The 17,263-nt window shown below is 53.7% G+C and carries 20 protein-coding genes and 1 riboswitch; of the genes, 18 read left to right on the top strand and 2 right to left on the bottom strand.

What is annotated here, in order from left to right:
• Window positions 1-11: 11 nt before the first annotated feature.
• The 11 genes from NUV48_03860 to NUV48_03810 all read left to right on the top strand — a co-directional run bounded on the left by NUV48_03860 (window position 12) and on the right by NUV48_03810 (window position 9,753).
• Window positions 12-260, top strand: coding sequence for a DUF2437 domain-containing protein (locus NUV48_03860; GenBank protein MCR4441271.1), 249 nt, complete (start codon window positions 12-14; stop codon window positions 258-260).
• A gap of 41 nt (window positions 261-301) precedes the next feature.
• The gene (locus tag NUV48_03855; GenBank protein ID MCR4441270.1) at window positions 302-775 is read left to right on the top strand and encodes a fumarylacetoacetate hydrolase family protein; all 474 of its coding nucleotides are present in this window, start codon (window positions 302-304) and stop codon (window positions 773-775) included.
• Window positions 776-872: 97 nt separating this feature from the next.
• Window positions 873-1,520 carry a bifunctional 2-keto-4-hydroxyglutarate aldolase/2-keto-3-deoxy-6-phosphogluconate aldolase gene (locus tag NUV48_03850; GenBank protein ID MCR4441269.1) on the top strand — a complete coding sequence of 216 codons (648 nt, stop codon included), beginning with the start codon at window positions 873-875 and terminating at the stop codon, window positions 1,518-1,520.
• Window positions 1,521-1,645: 125 nt separating this feature from the next.
• On the top strand, window positions 1,646-2,377 hold the full coding sequence (locus NUV48_03845; GenBank protein ID MCR4441268.1) for a HesA/MoeB/ThiF family protein: 732 nt from the start codon (window positions 1,646-1,648) through the stop codon (window positions 2,375-2,377).
• 37 nt (window positions 2,378-2,414) lie between these two features.
• A riboswitch (molybdenum cofactor riboswitch) is annotated at window positions 2,415-2,535 on the top strand.
• 73 nt (window positions 2,536-2,608) lie between these two features.
• Window positions 2,609-3,835 (top strand): molybdopterin molybdotransferase MoeA, encoded by a 1,227-nt coding sequence (locus tag NUV48_03840; protein ID MCR4441267.1) that lies wholly within the window; start codon window positions 2,609-2,611, stop codon window positions 3,833-3,835.
• A gap of 28 nt (window positions 3,836-3,863) precedes the next feature.
• On the top strand, window positions 3,864-5,780 hold the full coding sequence (locus NUV48_03835; protein MCR4441266.1) for a molybdopterin biosynthesis protein: 1,917 nt from the start codon (window positions 3,864-3,866) through the stop codon (window positions 5,778-5,780).
• Window positions 5,781-5,812: 32 nt separating this feature from the next.
• Window positions 5,813-6,505, top strand: coding sequence for an ABC transporter permease (locus NUV48_03830; protein MCR4441265.1), 693 nt, complete (start codon window positions 5,813-5,815; stop codon window positions 6,503-6,505).
• 2 nt (window positions 6,506-6,507) lie between these two features.
• A complete protein-coding gene (locus tag NUV48_03825) occupies window positions 6,508-7,209 on the top strand; it encodes an ATP-binding cassette domain-containing protein (GenBank protein MCR4441264.1) in 702 nt (233 codons plus the stop codon).
• A 9-nt stretch (window positions 7,210-7,218) separates the two neighbouring features.
• Entirely contained in the window at window positions 7,219-8,220 is a 1,002-nt protein-coding gene (gene moaA / locus NUV48_03820) for a GTP 3',8-cyclase MoaA (protein ID MCR4441263.1), read from the top strand.
• Between the two features lie 12 nt (window positions 8,221-8,232).
• On the top strand, window positions 8,233-8,751 hold the full coding sequence (moaC, locus tag NUV48_03815; GenBank protein MCR4441262.1) for a cyclic pyranopterin monophosphate synthase MoaC: 519 nt from the start codon (window positions 8,233-8,235) through the stop codon (window positions 8,749-8,751).
• A gap of 78 nt (window positions 8,752-8,829) precedes the next feature.
• Window positions 8,830-9,753 carry a molybdopterin-binding protein gene (locus NUV48_03810; protein MCR4441261.1) on the top strand — a complete coding sequence of 308 codons (924 nt, stop codon included), beginning with the start codon at window positions 8,830-8,832 and terminating at the stop codon, window positions 9,751-9,753.
• Window positions 9,754-9,815: 62 nt separating this feature from the next.
• Here the strand turns inward: NUV48_03810 and NUV48_03805 are convergent, their stop codons facing one another.
• A complete protein-coding gene (locus NUV48_03805; GenBank protein ID MCR4441260.1) occupies window positions 9,816-11,075 on the bottom strand; it encodes a glycosyltransferase in 1,260 nt (419 codons plus the stop codon).
• Between the two features lie 127 nt (window positions 11,076-11,202).
• Complete coding sequence (locus NUV48_03800) at window positions 11,203-11,916, bottom strand: MBL fold metallo-hydrolase (GenBank protein MCR4441259.1); 714 nt, start codon at window positions 11,914-11,916, stop codon at window positions 11,203-11,205.
• A gap of 206 nt (window positions 11,917-12,122) precedes the next feature.
• On the opposite strand from NUV48_03800, the gene yhbY reads away from it, so the two are divergent.
• From yhbY to rsfS, 7 genes are all read left to right on the top strand, one after another.
• Window positions 12,123-12,416 carry a ribosome assembly RNA-binding protein YhbY gene (gene yhbY, locus NUV48_03795; protein MCR4441258.1) on the top strand — a complete coding sequence of 98 codons (294 nt, stop codon included), beginning with the start codon at window positions 12,123-12,125 and terminating at the stop codon, window positions 12,414-12,416.
• A gap of 24 nt (window positions 12,417-12,440) precedes the next feature.
• Window positions 12,441-13,586 (top strand): glutamate 5-kinase, encoded by a 1,146-nt coding sequence (gene proB, locus NUV48_03790; protein ID MCR4441257.1) that lies wholly within the window; start codon window positions 12,441-12,443, stop codon window positions 13,584-13,586.
• A gap of 20 nt (window positions 13,587-13,606) precedes the next feature.
• The gene (locus NUV48_03785) at window positions 13,607-14,860 is read left to right on the top strand and encodes a glutamate-5-semialdehyde dehydrogenase (protein MCR4441256.1); all 1,254 of its coding nucleotides are present in this window, start codon (window positions 13,607-13,609) and stop codon (window positions 14,858-14,860) included.
• 273 nt (window positions 14,861-15,133) lie between these two features.
• Window positions 15,134-15,778, top strand: a complete 645-nt coding sequence (gene nadD / locus NUV48_03780; protein MCR4441255.1) for a nicotinate-nucleotide adenylyltransferase — start codon at window positions 15,134-15,136, stop codon at window positions 15,776-15,778.
• Window positions 15,779-15,865: 87 nt separating this feature from the next.
• A complete protein-coding gene (locus NUV48_03775) occupies window positions 15,866-16,117 on the top strand; it encodes an RNA-binding protein (GenBank protein ID MCR4441254.1) in 252 nt (83 codons plus the stop codon).
• Window positions 16,118-16,178: 61 nt separating this feature from the next.
• On the top strand, window positions 16,179-16,757 hold the full coding sequence (gene yqeK, locus NUV48_03770) for a bis(5'-nucleosyl)-tetraphosphatase (symmetrical) YqeK (GenBank protein MCR4441253.1): 579 nt from the start codon (window positions 16,179-16,181) through the stop codon (window positions 16,755-16,757).
• Window position 16,758: 1 nt separating this feature from the next.
• A complete protein-coding gene (gene rsfS / locus NUV48_03765; GenBank protein ID MCR4441252.1) occupies window positions 16,759-17,103 on the top strand; it encodes a ribosome silencing factor in 345 nt (114 codons plus the stop codon).
• Window positions 17,104-17,263: the final 160 nt, after the last annotated feature.

Here is a 17,263-nt window from a genome sequence, read left to right as displayed (position 1 = left end):
GAGGGCTGCAGGTGAGAAAGTATCTCCGTTTCAGCTTTGGAGAAATGATTTATTATGGAGAGGTCTTTGAAGACAGAATCAAAAGCCTAAAATCAAGTATTTTTGATGAATCCAACGTATATGGTCCGGAGTTCAGGCGCGAAGAAATCAAAATTCTGGCGCCTGTCTTTCCTTCCAAGGTTATTGGGATAGGGTTGAATTATAGGTCGGCGGCTGCCGCCAAAGGCGTGGAACTTCCCCGGGAACCTGTTTTTTTCTAAAGCCTCCTTCCAGTCTTGCCGGGGATGGGGAGGAGATTGTCATACCCGCGTCTGTCCGGAATCCGGCCTTTGAAGCCGAGCTGGGCGTAGTTATAGGGAAAAAAGCAAAAAACGTCAATACAGCAGATGCGGAAAAATACATACTTGGTTATACCCTGGCCAACGACGTGACAGCCAAAGACCATCTGGTCAAAGGAATGCCCTGGAGCAAGGGCAAGTCCTTCGATACCTTTACGCCGGTGGGACCATATCTTGTCACGGGAATTGATCCTGGGAACTTGGCCGTCAAATGTTCGGTGAACGGGCAGGTGAAACAGGATGAGAACACTGCCGATATGGTTTTTAGCGTGAGCGAGCTGGTGTCTTTTCTTTCCGCCATCATGACCCTGGAACCGGGCGACCTTATTTTGACCGGGACGCCGCCCGGGGGCGGGGAGTTGAATGACGGCGACCTGGTGGAATGCTCCAGCCCGCTGTTGGGGAATCTGGCAAATAAGGCGCGTTTTGTGCGCTGAGGCGGGGGAAGTCAGGTGAAAGAAATGGGTGATTCTTTTACGAATAATACAAATAAATCTGCCGGCGAAGCAAGAGTTAGATGATGGGGTGAAAAAGATGAACAAAGGCGAAATAATCGAAAAAATCAAATCGTCCGGTCTAATGGCGGTTATAAGGGCGGACAACATGGAGCAAGCCCTGAAGATTGCCGAGGCCTGCGCGAAAGGAGGCATTGCCGCCCTGGAAGTTACTTTTACCGTGCCGGGAGCAGCAGGCGTAATCGAGAAGCTTGCCGGCGCTTTCAACAAAAGCGATGGCATCATTATCGGCGCGGGGACGGTTCTTGACCCCGAAACGGCCAGGAGCGCCATCCTTGCAGGCGCCCGGTTCCTGGTCAGTCCTTGCCTCAATGTTGAGATGGTCAGGTTGGGGAATCGCTACCAGGTACCGGTAATACCAGGGACAATGACGGTTAAAGAAATAGTCGAGGCCATGGAGGCGGGGGCCGAACTAATAAAGGTCTTTCCCGGCGAACTGTTGGGACCGCTATTCATCAAAGCGGTTAAGGGCCCGCTGCCTTACGCCCAGCTAATGCCTACAGGAGGTGTCAGCCTGGGAAATGTGGGCGAGTGGATAAAAGCGGGCGCAGTTGCGGTGGGCGTCGGCGGAAACCTCACCGCCGGGGCGAAAACCGGCGATTACGCCTCAATTACGGAAATGGCCAAGGCGTTCATAGAAAGAATCAAGCAAGCCAGAACCCAATAATTCAAAAAAATATATCGCCTTTACCCTCAAAAAAGCTGATGTTCTAAAAAGGATAAGATTAACACATGTCGAAATAAATAAATGATGATTTCAGGTCAGGGAAAGGGTATGTATAAGTGAATAAGATGATAGATTTCAGGCGTTACCAGCGCCAGATCATGCTCCCGCAGATTGGGGAGGAAGGGCAGGAGAAGCTTTTCTCGGCTAAAGTTCTGGTGGTAGGAGTGGGGGGCCTGGGGTCGCCGGTCCTCTATTACCTTGCGGCTGCAGGTGTTGGCACCCTGGGTCTGGTGGACGGCGATGCCGTTGAGGTGACCAATCTCCAGCGCCAGGTCCTGCACTGGGAAAAGGACTTGCTGAGGCCCAAGGTCCTTTCGGCCCTGGAGAAGCTGCAGGCATTCAATTCTTCGCTCAATTACGACGTTTATTCCTGCAGGTTTGACCTGGAGACAGGACGGCAGCTGATTCCACGCTACGACCTGGTTGTGGCGGCAGTAGACAACAGGGAATCCCGCCGGGTGATCAACCAGGTTTGCTTTGAAACAAACCGGCCCTGGGTGGAGGGGGGCGTGGGACAGTTCACCGGAGTGGTGACGGTTTTTAGACCGCCGGGCGGACCTTGTTACCGGTGCCTGTACCGCGATATCCCGGCAAATGAGGAGGACAGGCCTCCGGGTCTTTTAGGCACCCTGGCCGGTGTGATTGGGATATTGCAGGCCCAGGAAGCGCTGAAACTTATTCTCAATATCGGCAAGCCGCTTGTGGGCAGGCTTTTGATTTATGATTCCCTGGAGGCGCGTTTTGAGAGCGTCGAAATCCGGCCAGACCCTAATTGCCCTATTTGCGGCGGGAAGTAATCATGTTATAATAAACGAGATGTGCTCAACGAAGAATAATCGATATTCTCTCCGATTCTGTCTGCCTAAAGCCGGTTTGGCCATGGAGGCGGAACGACGGGCACCCGGAGAAATCCGGCTGCCTCCCGCGCTTGGAAAGGAGAAAGATGTGTTGAAAAGGCCAGTTTTTTCCGGCGCGGGAAGAACCGGCTTTTTTGTTCCGGGAATAACGGATAAAGAGGATTGATGGCCATGCGGCTGTATCGTGTCAGTTCACCCCAGGAGGTGCGGCAGGCAATCAGGGATAATTTTTCAGCCCTTCCTGCCGAGGTAATAGATTTAGAGCAGGCCGGGGGCAGGGTGTGCGCGGAAGATATTATCGCCCCGGAGGACGTGCCGGGATTCAACCGCTCCACCGTTGACGGCTATGCAGTCCGGGCCGCCGAGACTTTTGGCGCAGGCGATACTATTCCGGCCATGCTTAAGCTGACCGGAGAGGTTCGCATGGGAGAAGCCGCGCCGGCCCTCCCGCCGGGAAGCTGCGTTTATGTTCCCACAGGAGGGATGCTCCCTGGGGGTGCCGATGCCGTGGTGATGCTGGAAGACACTGAGACGCTGGATGACCTGGTAAACGTCTTCCGACAGGCTGCTCCGGGCGAAAACGTCATCCGCCGGGGGGAAGATATTGCGGCGGGCACCGTAGTCATTGAAAAAGGCCGGCTGCTGCGCGCCCCGGAAATCGGGGTGCTGGCTTCGCTGGGGATAACCTCCCTTGGCGTGATCAGGAGACCACTGGTAGGAATCCTTTCTACGGGTGACGAGATTGTTCCGTATGAGACAAAGGTGCTGGCGCCCGGCCAAGTAAGAGACAGCAATGCGCCGGCTCTCGGGGAGATTGCCAGGAGGAAAGGGGCCCGCATTCTTTACGGCGGGATTCTAAACGATACGCAACCGGTTTTTCGTGAAGGGATAAAAACCCTTCTCGAACAGGTCGACTTCCTGGTCTTATCCGGCGGGAGTTCCGTGGGAACGCGTGATTTTACGGCCCAGACCCTGCAGGAGCTGGCTGGAGGAGAGCTGCTGGTGGAAGGCGTTTCCATCCAGCCTGGCAAGCCCACCCTGCTGGCCAGGTGCCTGGGCAAACCGGTTCTGGGGCTTCCGGGACATCCCGTTTCGGCAATAAACATTTTCAGCCTTTTTGGTGTTTACGTCATTGAAAGGCTGTCAGGATACAGGGAAGAAAGTTATCAACCTGTTGTGAGGGCCAGGCTTTCTCGCAACATCCCTTCGCGGGCTGGGCGGACGGATTATGTCAGGGTCAAGCTCGAGCAGAAAAACGGTATGGTGTACGCCGTGCCGGTTTTGGGGCGTTCCGGCTTGCTGCGCACCTTGGCCGACGCCCATGGTATGGTTGCGGTTCCCCCGGAGAGCGAGGGAGTGCAGGCGGGGAAAGATGTTGATGTTATTATTTGGGAATAAAGAAACTTCAAGCAAGGAGGTTGCGGGAGTGAGAAAGATTTACCTGGAGAGCCGGACGCGCCTGGAAGCTAAAAGAATGCTTTTGGAAAGGGCTGCTTTTGACGCCAGGACGGAAAGGATTCAGGTTCATGAGGCCTTGGGACGCGTAACGGCCGGGCCTGTTTTTGCCAGGAACTCGCTGCCTTTTTATCCCGTTTCGGCCATGGACGGGATTGCCGTGAAGGCTGAGACGACTTTCGGGGCAAGCGACCAGCATCCCCTTGTTTTGCACGAAAAAAAAGACTACCTGGTCGTTGATACCGGCGACCTGCTGCCTGAAGGTTTTGACGCAGTCATCAAAATAGAGGATGTGCAGACGCTGGATAAGGAGAGCCTGGAGATCATCGCGCCGGTTGCTCCGGGACAGCATGTAAGGCCGGTCGGAGAGGACGTGGTGGCGGGCGAAATAATAGTCCCGGCTTACCACCTGCTGACACCGCCCGATCTTGGAGCGATCCTGGCAGGTGGGGAAACCCACATAGAAGTGCTGGCCAAACCGCGCGTCATCATTATTCCCACAGGCGATGAACTGGTACCACCCGGCAGCAGCCCGCAAAAAGGGCAAATCACCGAATTCAACGGCACGGTTATGGCCGCCTACCTGCGCGAGTGGGGCGCCGATCCGGTTGTTCATGAAATTGTCAGGGACAGGTTTGACGAGCTGCGGCAGGCGGTGGAAGAATCACTGGAGAAATCCGACATGGTTATAATCAACGCCGGTTCATCTGCGGGCAGGGACGACTATACCGTCCATGTTCTGGAGTCCTTGGGCGAAGTGCTGGTGCACGGCATCGCCGCGCGGCCGGGCAAACCTGCCGTTTTGGGATTCGCCCGGGGAAAACCCGTGCTGGGAATACCTGGGTACCCGGTTTCCGCCTACCTTGCCCTGGAATGGTTTGCCCGGCTGCTGGTCTGCAAGTTCTTGCACCAGCCTGAACCGGAACGCCAAAGGATCAAAGCGCGGCTGGGGCGGCGGGTTGTTTCCGACCTGGGGAGCGAGGAATTTGTCCGCATGACGGTAGGGTATGTGAAGGGCAGGTATGTTGCCAACCCGCTCGGCAGGGGGGCCGGCGTTACCATGTCCATGGTAAGGGCCGACGGGCTCCTCGTGATCCCCGGCGATTCCCTGGGATACGAAGAGGGCCAGGAGGTTGAAATAGAGTTGTACCGTCCTGAACGCGAATTAAAAAACACCCTTGTGGCCGTGGGAAGCCATGACCTGGCCCTGGACCTTTTGGCGACGGCAGTAAAGAGGATTAACCCGGCGCTTCGTCTTTCCTCTTCGCATGTGGGAAGCATGGGCGGGATCATGGCCATCAAAAAGGGAGAAGCCCATTTTGCCGGGATTCACCTTTTTGACAGCGAGACGGGCGAGTATAATCTTCCTTATGTCAGGAAATACCTGGCCGGTGAAGAGGTGGTGCTTGTCAACCTTGTATACCGCCTGCAGGGCTGGATCGTGGAAAAGGGGAATCCATTGGGTATAAAGGATGTCAGGGATATTGTCGAAAAAAAAGCGCCGTTTATCAACAGGCAAAAAGGGGCCGGTACACGCCTGCTTTTTGATTACTTGCTACGGCGGGATGGACTCAACCCTTCGGATGTTTACGGTTACAACCGCGAGGAATACTCTCATCTGAACGTGGCAGCAGCCGTAGCGGCTGGCACCGCACGGGTAGGCCTGGGCATACTTTCCGCGGCCAGGGCGTATGACCTTGATTTTATTCCGGTGGGAGAAGAAAGATACGACCTTCTTATGTCCCGGGAATTTTACGAATCAGAACGCGGGAAAGCGCTACTTGAGGTAGTGGCTGAGCCTGCTTTCAAAAAAGAGGTGGAAGCCCTGGGCGGATACAGCATGAGAGACGCGGGGAAGGTGTTATATCCGCCGCCCGCCGTCCGCTGACCACAAAAAAAGGTTGAAAGCGAGAGATTAAGATGGTCCTGCTCGAATCATTCTGGTCCGCGGTGGGGCTTGTACTGTCCGGAGACACCGAACTGTACGGAGTTATCGCCCGTTCCCTCTGTGTTTCGCTTACAGCCGTTTGCCTGGCTGGACTGGTGGGGATCCCCGCCGGAATTATGCTGGGGCTTGGGGATTTTAAAGGCAGAAACACCGTGTTGAAACTGGTTTATGTGTGCATGGGACTGCCGCCTGTTTTGGTGGGGCTGCTCGTCTTTTTGCTTCTTTCCCGGAGCGGGCCGGTCGCCCCTGTCATCTATATCCTGTTTACTCCGCAGGCCATGATCTTGGCCCAGTTCATCCTGGCCGTGCCGATAGCAACAGGCCTGACGGTTCATGCCGTGGAAGAGCGCGCCGCACTTATCCTTCTCACGGCCAGGGGACTGGGAGCCAGCATGAGGCAAGCCCTTTTCACCCTGGTCAGGGAGCTGAAAATACCGCTGATTACCGCTGTGGCAACGGCCTTCGGGCGCGTTATTGCCGAGGTTGGAGCGGTGATGCTGGTGGGAGGAGACATTGAAGGTTACACGCGCGTACTTACGACGGCTATCGTTCTGGAAACACGCAAGGGGAATTTTTCCCTGGCCCTTGCCCTGGGTATCGTGCTGTTGGCCCTATCTTTTTTGATAAACAGCCTGCTCTACGCCTGGCAGTACCGGAGGTCATGAAAATGGCGCTGGAAATAGACAACGTTTCCCACAGCTACGGAGAGCGACGGGTGTTAAAAGGGATCAGCTTCCGTTTTGATGAAGGCATAATATACGGTATCATTGGGCCCAACGGTGCAGGAAAAAGCACTCTGCTGCGCATCATGGCGGGGATGGAAAAACCGGAAGAAGGCCATGTTTTTTGGGAAGGCAGGCTCTTGGAAGAACCCAATCCCCAGATAGCGTGCGTGTGGCAGAAGCATTACCTTTTTCAAAGCACGGTAAGCGATAATATCTTGTACGGGTTGAAGATACGGCGCTGGCCCAGGCGGGAGCAGGAAAAGCGCCTGGCTTACCTGCTGGAAAACTTCAGGCTGGCGGAACTGGCCAAGCAGCCGGTCGGCAGCCTTTCGGGGGGAGAAACGGCGCGTGTGGCCCTGGCGAGGACGGTGGCGCCCAGGCCGAGGCTCCTGGTCCTGGATGAGCCGGCGGCAAGCCTGGACCCTTTTCACACTCTCCTCCTGGAGAACTCGCTTCGCTGGACCTGCCGGGAGGAGGGTATGACGGTAATTATCGTTACCCACGACATGTTCCAGGCCAAAAGAATTGCCGACGAAACGCTGTTTATCCGGGACGGGGTCCTGGAAGAACACGGTCCGACAGAGCAGGTGTTTGGAAATCCCCGTTCGGCCAAAACCAGGAAATTCATTTCGGGAGAACTGTGAGGGAAGAAGATGAAAGAACGTCTTACGGACAGGTTCGGAAGAAAACACGACTACTTGAGAATTTCCGTTACGGACCGGTGCAACCTGCGCTGCGTTTACTGCATGCCGGCGGAAGGAGTCCGGCTTATCGAACACAGGCAAATCCTGCGCTACGAAGAGATCGTCAGGGTAGTGGAAGCTGCGGCGGAACTGGGAGTTACCAGGATTAGGCTTACCGGCGGTGAGCCGCTTGTGCGGAAAGGGATCGAAACACTGGTAAAAGGCATTGCGGCCGTTCCGGGGATTACCGACCTGTCCATGACCACCAACGGGGTGCTCCTGGCGGGCATGGCCCGCGCCTTAAAAGAGGCCGGCCTTAAAAGGGTCAATATCAGCCTCGATTCCCTGGTAACCGGGACATACCGCCGCATTACCCGCTGCGGAAACCTGCCAGATGTCCTGGCCGGGATAAAAGCCGCTCTCGACTGCGGGCTGGATCCGGTAAAAGTTAACGTCGTGCTGATGAAGGGGGTTAATGACCTGGAGATTGACTCTTTCTTCCGCCTGGCCATTGAATATCCCATCAGCATTCGGTTCATCGAATACATGCCGATCGATTATCATGATGGCGGCTGGACGGAAAAATATTTGCCGCTCCAGGCCGTGCTGAATAGGGCCGCGGACCTGGGATATCCCCTGGAACCAGCGGACAGCAGCGATTGCTGCGGGCCGGCCGAAATGTACCGCATACCGGGTGCACTCGGGTTGGTAGGGCTTATCCACCCGATCAGCGGGCATTTTTGTTCCAGGTGCAACCGGCTGCGGCTGACGGCGGACGGTTATCTCAAGCCGTGCCTGTACTGGGAGGAAGAATTCTATGTCCGTCCCGTTTTGGGCGACAAAGCCGCTTTGAAAAAGCTTTTTGGGGACGCCCTGGAGCGTAAAAAAGAAAAGCACGGCATGAGCGCGCGCGGCTGCGGTCAAAAAAGCAAAGAAACCCCACAAAGGGGCATGTCGATGATTGGCGGTTGAGGCGGCCTGTTGATGATTTTTAAAGAGGTGAGCAAGTTGACTGGTTCGGAACAGAGACGTTTTTCTCACTTTGACGACTGCGGCCGGGCGCGCATGGTGGACGTGACGGGAAAGGAAACTACCGCCCGCGAAGCAGTCGCCCGGGGAGAGATCCTCATGGAAAAAGAGACGCTGCGGCTGGTAAAAGACGGCCAGCTGTCCAAAGGAGACGTGCTTGCCGTTGCCCAGGTGGCCGCGGTGACGGGCGTAAAGGAAACCAGCCGCCTTATTCCCATGTGCCACCCCCTGCTGATCGGCGGTGTTGCCGTGGAATTCAACCTGGACGACGAAAACGTGAAAATCGAAGTTACCGTGAAAGTTAAGACCAACGGGCAGACCGGTGTCGAGATGGAGGCCCTGACAGGGGTTAGCGCCGCGCTGCTGACCATCTACGACATGTGCAAGGCCGTGGACAAGCAAATGGTGATAGGAAACATCAGGCTGCTGGAAAAAAAAGGCGGACGTTCCGGGCACTATGTGCGGGCGGAGTAAAAGTCATGGATGTAGGGTGATACGTACCTGGCGAAATACAAATATCAAGTGAGTAGAACAAGAATGGAGTGATGATAAATGGGGAAAATAGTGGCTGTCTGTACCAGCGCAAACAAAGGTGAACGCAAGAAAAACGTAGGCAGCGCTTTGTTTATCAAAGACCAGGGTTTGGAAGGGGACGCCCATGTCGGTTTCGCCCACCGCCAGGTAAGCCTGCTGGCCCTGGAAAGCATTAAAAAAATGCAGGATAAGGGATTTGATGTATACCCGGGGGACTTTGCCGAGAACCTGACCACCGAAGGGCTTGATCTTGTTTCCCTGCCCGTGGGCACCCGGCTGAAGGCCGGCAAGGAGGTCTATCTTCGCGTCACCCAGATCGGCAAGGAGTGCCATAGCCGCTGCGCTATCTACCAGCAGGCAGGCGACTGCGTGATGCCGCGCGAAGGCATCTTTACCGAGGTTTTGAGGGGAGGGAAGGTCAGCACCGGCGATCCTATCGACATCTATCCAGCCTGCCGTTTTGCCGTAATTACCGTAAGCGACAGGGGAGCTGCCGGTCTCAGGGAAGACAGGAGCGGTCCGCTGCTGGCCGAAATGCTGCTTCCCTGGGGAGACGTAGCGGAATACCATATTATACCGGACGAAAAGGAACCCTTGGCAAAAATGCTGAGATCACTGGCGGACCAAAACAGGGCGGAAGTTGTCTTTACAACGGGCGGGACGGGCGTAAGTCCCCGCGACGTTACGCCGGAGGCCACCCGCCAGGTTATCGAGAAAGAGGTTCCGGGCATCCCCGAGGCCATGCGTTTAGAAAGCCTGAAAATTACGCCGAAAGCCATGCTGTCCAGGGCGGTGGCCGGTATCCGCGGCCGCACCCTGATCATCAATCTCCCGGGAAGCCCGAAGGCTGTGCGGGAGAATCTTGCCGTTTTCCTGCCGGCACTCGACCATGCCCTCGAGGTCCTCACCGGCCGCTGCGGCGAGTGCGCCAGCCCGGAATGAATTGAAAAACCGGCGGGATTACCCCCCGGTTTTTTGATGTTCGTTTTGCTTTCAGCGGGTTATCATCTCTCCCTTAGTATGTCCGCGTAGCTGATATTGCGGGTATGGACGGTATGCGACCAGGAAGCGCGCGTTTTGGCGAAGAAACTGATAAAGACGATGGGAATCCAGCTGTAAACAAAAAGAAGATAATGCAGGAACGTCCATTTGATGACGCGCCTGGGAAGCCCATCCATCCAGATGACCAGGAAGGGATAGAGCACCTGCAGGGTGCTTACCAGCTCCCACAGAAGCGGGGGCCAGATGTACTTGAAGATCGACGTGTAAACATCATAGACAAAAGTGTCAATAATCCCGACGATGGAGAAAAATCCCATGATTACAACCAGCAGTGGCTGGAAAGTTACGATTGCTCCGTCGAACAGGACAAGGTCTTTTTTAAGCCAGGCCTGTTTAAAAAATTCAAGGCTGTATGTGCGGAAAAGTTCCACGTGTCCCAGGGCCCATCTTTTTCGCTGGTTCCAGGCCTGTTTGAAAGTGAGGGGTTTTTCGTCGTAGACGACTGCTTCGTGGGCCCAGGTCGTTTTATAGCCAAGCAGCAGCGCTTTTAAGCTGAATTCCAGGTCTTCCGTGAGTGAAGTGGCTCCCCACCCAATTTCTCTTAGGACATCCAGGGAAATGGCCATTCCCGTGCCGCCCAGGTAATTGGATAATCCCAGGTTGTACCTGGCCAGCTGCAGCATGCGGTTGGCGACCCAGAAAGCCATGGCGAAAGAGGCCGTAACCCAAGTATCGGTTGGGTTTTTGGCGTCGATATAACCCTGGACCAGCTTGGCCCCGTCGCAGAGGCGGTTGTTCATGTGCCTTAAGAATTGCGTATCCACTAGGTTGTCGGCGTCAAAAATCACCACGGCATCGTATTTTTTGGGCATATTGTAAAGCTTGTTGAAGAGCCATTCCAGGGCGTAGCCCTTTCCTTTGTTATTCCTGTCAAAGCGCTCGTAAACGATGGCGCCTTTCTGCCGGGCCACCTCAGCTGTTCTATCCTCGCAGTTGTCGGCAATTACTAAAACGTCATAAAGCTCTTGGGGGTAATCGAGGGCCAGCAGGTTCTCTACCAGTGGGCCGACGACGATTTCCTCGTTGTGGGCCGGGACAATAACGGCAAACACCTTTTGAGGCTGGTGCTGCGCCGGCAACCGGAACTGGAAAAGACCGGATATGCCGAGGATAAAGAAATAAACGGCAATCAAGGAAAAGAGTATTTGTGCCGGGATCATGATTACATCCATGGGCATCAACATGATTTCTTTTGCGTCCACCGACGACCCCCCTCCGGTCATGGTTGAAAAATGGTACGGATAGAAAAGTTTCAATAATTACACTGGAAGATTATAGCATATTATCAGCGGAAAGGATAAAAATTTTTTTAACGAAACAGGAAATTTTTTAGCATCTGCACCAGAATATATCATTATCTTTAATAACGAAACCAATATCTCCGGCATTTGCCAGGCAGCTTAAAAAGGCGTGAAGACTTGCCTTCAACAAGAAATACTGGCCGGGATTGGTGATGGAAAGTCCTTTTCTTTCGATTGTTTGCAGTGCGCTGCCGATGTCCGCGTGATAAGGCAGGCCGTGCTTGGCGAGGATTTCCGGGCTGAAAACGGCGTCCGCCAGGAAGAAGGTTCCTTCGTGAATTATCCCAACCTGGCCGGGAGTATGACCGGGGAGGGGTATGACTTCAAGGGAAAAGGAAAACAACTCCTGTTTGCCTTCCTGAAGGCAAATATCGACAGGGCAAGGAGACGCCTGCAAAAATTTGTTTTCCATGGATTTAAGAGGTTTAGCCCCGCCAAAAAGATAGAACGGCTCGAGGTCCGGCCACTCGATTAAAGGTTTTTCCCGGGGTGAGGCGATGACCGGGATTTGTGTGGTTTTTCTTAAATACGCGGCCCCGCCGGTGTGGTCGGCATGAGCATGAGTCAGGATAAGGCCGGTCAGGTTCAGGCCGTTATCTTTTAGAATCCTGAGGGCCTTTTTGGCTGCCGCTTCATCCAGCCCGGAGTCAACCAGCAGCGCCTTTTTATTTTTTACCAAAACCCCCAGATTTATTGCGCCGTCAAGGCAGCACGATCCAGCGGTGAGGAAATGCAGATTCATGTTTCGTTACTCCTTGTAATGATTATATGATACATAAAAAAGGGCGGCTTTTCCATAGTTTTTATCTGCGGTATAAGTCGTAAATGCTCGTTGCTCTGGCGGATAGAGGGAAATACTGTTATAATAACCTTACAATACACAAAGGAGGTGTACCCGGCATTTTTAAAGCGGCTGTTTTTCAATAAGAAAAATGCCGGCAAATAAAGATGCTTACTGGTAAACAGAGGAGATTCTTGAGGGCGATGGGCACGGGTCTTGACCCGATTATCCAAATCGGCAAGGCCGGCTGGGGTGAGGCTGTCGTTCGTCATCTGGATGAAGCCCTGGAAGCCAGGGAACTGGTCAAGGTTCGCGTGATCGCCAATGCCCCTGTTGACCCGCGCGAGGTTGCCCCCCGGCTGGCGGAAGCTGTACGGGCGGAGACTGTCCAAATCATCGGCCGCAACATTTTGTTTTACCGCAGGTCCATGGAAAAACCTTCTCTTGAGCTTCCCAGCTGATTTTTACCTGATAGCAGGTGATGGATGATGGTTGTTAAAGACAGTGAATTACTAACAAAAGCTCACCGGTTGGTAGTCAAGGTTGGAACGAGTACCCTGACTTATTCTACTGGTAAGCTTAATTTATTTCAACTGGAACGTCTTGTCCGTGAGATAGCGGACCTCAGGCACCGGGGTCTGGAAATAGTACTTGTTACTTCAGGGGCTATCGGAGCCGGTATGGGGAAAATGGGACTTGTGGAAAAACCCAAGTCCATGCCGGAAAAGCAGGCTCTGGCTGCCATCGGGCAGGGTATTCTAATGCACATGTATGAAAAGCTTTTCGGCGAATACGGTGAAGTGGTGGCCCAGGTCTTGTTAACGAGAGATGATGTCACCCACCGGGAAAGGTATTTGAACGCCAGGAATACTCTTCTGGCCTTGTTCAGGCTAGGAGCCATCCCGATTATCAATGAAAACGACACGGTGGTTGTCGAAGAAATAAAATTCGGCGAAAACGATACGCTTTCCGCGCTGGTGGCCGGCCTGGCGGATGCAGATCTGCTGGTGCTTTTATCGGACATCGACGGGCTTTACACGGCGGACCCTCATAAAGACGCTTCCGCCTGTTTGATTCCCCTGGTGAAAAAAATAACTCCGGAGATCGAGATGCTGGCTGGTCCTTCCGGGACGAAAATAGCTTGCGGAGGCATGGCTACCAAGATCAACGCCGCCAAAATAGCCACAGGCTACGGCATACCCATGATCGTGGCTAACGGCGCCAGACACAACGTCCTGCGGGAGATTGTGTCAGGAAATAACCCCGGAACGCTTTTTTTGCCGGGCGATCACCGGAACAGTTCGCGCAAGAGCTGGATTGCCCATGCTTCCAAAACGAAAGGGACCATCTGGTTGGACGAAGGCGCGCAAAAGGCGATTCTGGAAAAAGGAAAAAGCTTGCTGCCGAGCGGCATTACCAGGATCGAGGGGCAGTTCCAGCGCGGGCACGTGGTTTGCATTATGGGTAGCTCGGGAGAAATAGGCCGCGGGATAGTCAATTACGGCTCAAACGAGCTGGAAAAGATAAAAGGGCGGCAGAGCAAGGAGATAGCGGCTGTTTTGGGCTACAAGGACGAGGACGAGGTGATTCACCGCGATAATCTCAGCCTGACGCAGCCTGCTGTAAGTTAAAAGCCTGGAGGAGGTAGACGATGGTTTGCGAAGAATTACGGGTTAAAGGGGAACTGGCCAAAGAGGCAAGCTATGTATTGGCCGGCCTTTCCGCGGAACAAAAAAACAGGGCTCTCTCGGCTATGGCCGCGGACCTGGAAGAAAAAGAAGGACTGATCCTTGAAGCCAACGAAAAAGACATGACAGCGGGACGGGAGCGCGGCATGAGCAAGGCCTTGCTGGACCGGCTCCTTTTGACGCCGGCCAGGATTAAGGAAATGGCCAACGGGCTGCGGGCGCTGGTATCGCTGCCCGATCCCGTTGGAGAGATCGAAAGCATGTGGAAAGGTGCGCAGGATATCGAAATAGGGAAAATGAGGGTTCCTTTGGGTGTCGTCGGCATCATTTACGAGGCACGTCCCAACGTGACGGTTGACGCGGCGGGACTCTGCCTTAAAACGGGGAATGCCGTCATCCTGCGCGGCAGTTCAGACGCCCTGCAGTCAAACCGCACAATAACAGGGGTTATTGCGGCGGCCGCGGAGTCGGCGGGGGCGCCCCGCGGCTGCATCCAGCTGGTTGAAGACCCCCGCCGCGAGGTGGCCGTTGAGATGATGAGGTTAAACCAGTACCTGGATGTTCTGATCCCCAGGGGAGGTGCCGGCCTGATCCGGTCGGTACTCGAGAACGCGTCTGTTCCCGTAATTGAAACGGGGATTGGCAACTGCCATGTTTACGTGGACAGCTGGGCTGATTTGGAAATGGCGGAGAAAATCATTATCAATGCCAAGACCCAGCGCCCGGCGGTCTGCAACGCGGCCGAGTCGCTTCTGGTTCATGAAAAAGTTGCCGGGGAATTTCTGCCACGGGCCGGGAAACGGTTGGTGGAAATGGGAGTAGAAATCCGGGGCTGTCCAAAAACACTGGAACTGATTCCAGGAGCAAAACCGGCTACCGAAGAGGATTATGCGGCTGAATTTCTCGATTTGATCCTGTCGGTCAGAGTGGTCGCCGGCCTGGAGGAGGCGATGGCTCATATCCGCCGTTACGGCACGAAGCACTCGGAAGCCATTGTTACCGAAAGTTATGCCAACGCGCGGGCTTTCCTGCAGGGGGTAGATGCCGCCGCCGTCTATGTTAATGCCTCGACACGGTTTACCGACGGTTTCCAGTTCGGGTTCGGGGCGGAAATAGGCATCAGCACGCAGAAACTGCACGCCCGGGGTCCCATGGGCTTAAAGGAACTGACTACCATAAAATATGTTGTTTACGGAAACGGGCAAGTAAGGAAATAAAACAGGAGCCGAACCGGCTCCTCCTTTTGCTTAACGCAGCCTCCTGATTGCGTTTTTCAATTTGTAATACAAACGCGCGTGAGGGTGTTGCCAGTAAAGCAAAGACCTTATTTTCCATAAAAATCTTCTTGTAAGGTGCTTCAACATGCTCTTCCACCTCTTTTCTCCCGTATCTATGTTATGCTTTGCCTTCGTTATTGCTATTGGAAATTTTTCTTGTTCGTGAATGTTGGCAAATGTTATACTAAGATAAAACCGTCAGGGGAGCAGGTTATGGAATATCATGAGGATTTACACCTGCAGAGAGCAAGCAGGGTCGGAATCATGGGCGGTACTTTCGACCCGATCCACCAGGGTCACCTTGTAACGGCGGAAGCGGCTCGTTCCGAATTTAACCTGGACAAGGTCATCTTTGTCCCTTCCGGCCAGCCGCCTCACAAAAAAGGGGTCGCCATCAGCAGCAAGGAACACCGCTACCTGATGACGGTCCTGGCTACCGCAGCCAACCCGTATTTCGAGGTTTCCCGCACGGAAATCGACAGACCGGGCGAATCATATGCCATCGATACGGTTATGTATATTAAAAGCAAGATGAAGGCCGGCGGCGAACTGTTTTTTATCACCGGCGCCGATGCCATTCTGGAGATAATAACCTGGAAAAACGTAAGTGAACTCCTGAAAGAGACCGCTTTTATCGCTGCAACCAGGCCTGGGTTTGATTTAAACGAATTGCACGAAAAACTGGCCCAAAACTTGCCGGCTGCGCTGCTTAAAAAAATCATTCCCCTGGAAGTACCTGCTATGGCCATATCCTCCACGGACATTCGCCACAGGGTGAGGAATGATCGCACCATTAAATACCTGTTGCCCGAAGCCGTAGAAAACTTTATCAGGAAAAACGGGTTATACCACTGCTGAGGCATTGCTCGCCTCTGAGTATAATAATGAAGCAATAACGCATAATAAAAAAAGATTTATGATTCAGAGGTGAGCGAGGTGAACCAGTTGTCGAAAACCTTATATGTGGGCAATTTGCCCTGGGCAACAAGCCCGCAGGAGTTGGCGGATCTTTTCAGTTCATACGGGCAGGTTATCAGCACCCGTATTATCAAGGATAAGGAAACCAATCGTTCCCGGGGCTTTGGTTTTGTAGAAGTTGCTGACGAAGACGTGGAAAACATGATCGCCTCCGTTGACGGAAAAGAATTTAACGGGCGCATACTGTCAGTCAATGAAGCAAAATCGCGGGAACAGTGATAAACCCCGGTTGATTTGCCCCCTCTCCTCAAGGGGGTTTTTATATGGAGAGGTTCAGCTGATGAATTTTAATAATTATGTCAATATTATTAAGGAGAGGCTCAGCCCATCGCGCGCGGCCCACTCCCTGCGGGTCGTGAAAACCGCGCTGAAAATGGCGGACGGAAAAAAAGTCGATAAAGACAAGGTTTATCTTGCGGCTCTTCTTCACGATTATGCCAAGGACCTGCCTCCCCAGGAACTGCTTGCCGTGGCCCGGCAGAACCATCTCTTAACCTGCCAGGCCGAAGAAATGCAGCCGGATCTGCTGCACGGGCCTGTCGGCGCATGGCTTTGCCGAAACGATTTGCGGGTGGATGACGAGGAGGTTTTGCTGGCCATCCACTATCACACCACGGGAAGGGTTAACATGAGCATGCTGGATATAATCATTTACCTGGCGGACCTGGTGGAGCCCGGGCGCAAATACCAAGGTGTCGATAAATTGAGAAGTGTCTGTGCAAGCGACCTGGCGAGGGGAATGCTTTGCGCCTTTGATTCCACGATCAGGTATGTCTTGGAAAGAGAGTTCCTGATCCACCCGCTGACCATTGAGGCGAGAAACTGGCTGCTTGCCAGCAAACTAAACCTGGGGGAATGATATGAAAAGCAGAGAACTGGCTGTACTGGCTGCACGGGCCATAGCCGAAAAAAAAGGAAGAGAGATCAGCATTTTAAAGCTGGAGGAATTGTCGCTTTTAACCGATTACTTTGTCCTTGCCAGCGGGAATTCACGCGTGCAAACCCAGGCCATTGCGGATCACGTGGAAGAGGAAATGAACAAAGCCGGCCTGCCCTTGGCCAGAAGGGAAGGTTACCCCGAAGGCAGGTGGATTTTAATGGATTTCGGTGTGGTGATCGTCCATATCTTCCAGGATGAGGAAAGAAACTTTTACAGCCTGGAGAGGCTCTGGGCCGACGCTCCGCAGGTTCCTTTCGAGGAATGAGCGGCCCAACCCAGTTTATGCCAGATTATTCGCGTTGACAAGAACGCCTTTAATACATATAATCTTAACTGTGACCATATTTATACGAATACCGGGGCATTAGCGCAGTTGGGAGCGTGGATGATACAGTTACGCACCCCGGAAAAGCGCAACAGGAAAT

The sequence above is a fragment of the Peptococcaceae bacterium genome, assembly GCA_024655825.1.
In the GTDB taxonomy this organism is placed as follows: domain Bacteria; phylum Bacillota; class Peptococcia; order DRI-13; family PHAD01; genus JANLFJ01.
Note: the sequence above shows the minus strand (reverse complement) of the source record. Positions and strands in the feature narration are given on the sequence as shown.

Bases quoted from the DNA above. Each gene is read 5' to 3' on its own strand.
- NUV48_03825 (MCR4441264.1), top strand. From the start codon at position 6,508: ATGGCGCTGGAAATAGACAACGTTTCCCACAGCTACGGAGAGCGACGG.
- moaA (MCR4441263.1), top strand. From the start codon at position 7,219: ATGAAAGAACGTCTTACGGACAGGTTCGGAAGAAAACACGACTACTTG.
- yqeK (MCR4441253.1), top strand. From the start codon at position 16,179: ATGAATTTTAATAATTATGTCAATATTATTAAGGAGAGGCTCAGCCCA.
- NUV48_03850 (MCR4441269.1), top strand. From the start codon at position 873: ATGAACAAAGGCGAAATAATCGAAAAAATCAAATCGTCCGGTCTAATG.
- NUV48_03800 (MCR4441259.1), bottom strand. From the start codon at position 11,916: ATGAATCTGCATTTCCTCACCGCTGGATCGTGCTGCCTTGACGGCGCA.
- rsfS (MCR4441252.1), top strand. From the start codon at position 16,759: ATGAAAAGCAGAGAACTGGCTGTACTGGCTGCACGGGCCATAGCCGAA.
- NUV48_03830 (MCR4441265.1), top strand. From the start codon at position 5,813: ATGGTCCTGCTCGAATCATTCTGGTCCGCGGTGGGGCTTGTACTGTCC.
- proB (MCR4441257.1), top strand. From the start codon at position 12,441: ATGATGGTTGTTAAAGACAGTGAATTACTAACAAAAGCTCACCGGTTG.
- NUV48_03845 (MCR4441268.1), top strand. From the start codon at position 1,646: ATGATAGATTTCAGGCGTTACCAGCGCCAGATCATGCTCCCGCAGATT.
- moaC (MCR4441262.1), top strand. From the start codon at position 8,233: ATGATTTTTAAAGAGGTGAGCAAGTTGACTGGTTCGGAACAGAGACGT.
- NUV48_03785 (MCR4441256.1), top strand. From the start codon at position 13,607: ATGGTTTGCGAAGAATTACGGGTTAAAGGGGAACTGGCCAAAGAGGCA.
- NUV48_03810 (MCR4441261.1), top strand. From the start codon at position 8,830: ATGGGGAAAATAGTGGCTGTCTGTACCAGCGCAAACAAAGGTGAACGC.
- yhbY (MCR4441258.1), top strand. From the start codon at position 12,123: ATGCTTACTGGTAAACAGAGGAGATTCTTGAGGGCGATGGGCACGGGT.
- nadD (MCR4441255.1), top strand. From the start codon at position 15,134: ATGGAATATCATGAGGATTTACACCTGCAGAGAGCAAGCAGGGTCGGA.
- NUV48_03840 (MCR4441267.1), top strand. From the start codon at position 2,609: ATGCGGCTGTATCGTGTCAGTTCACCCCAGGAGGTGCGGCAGGCAATC.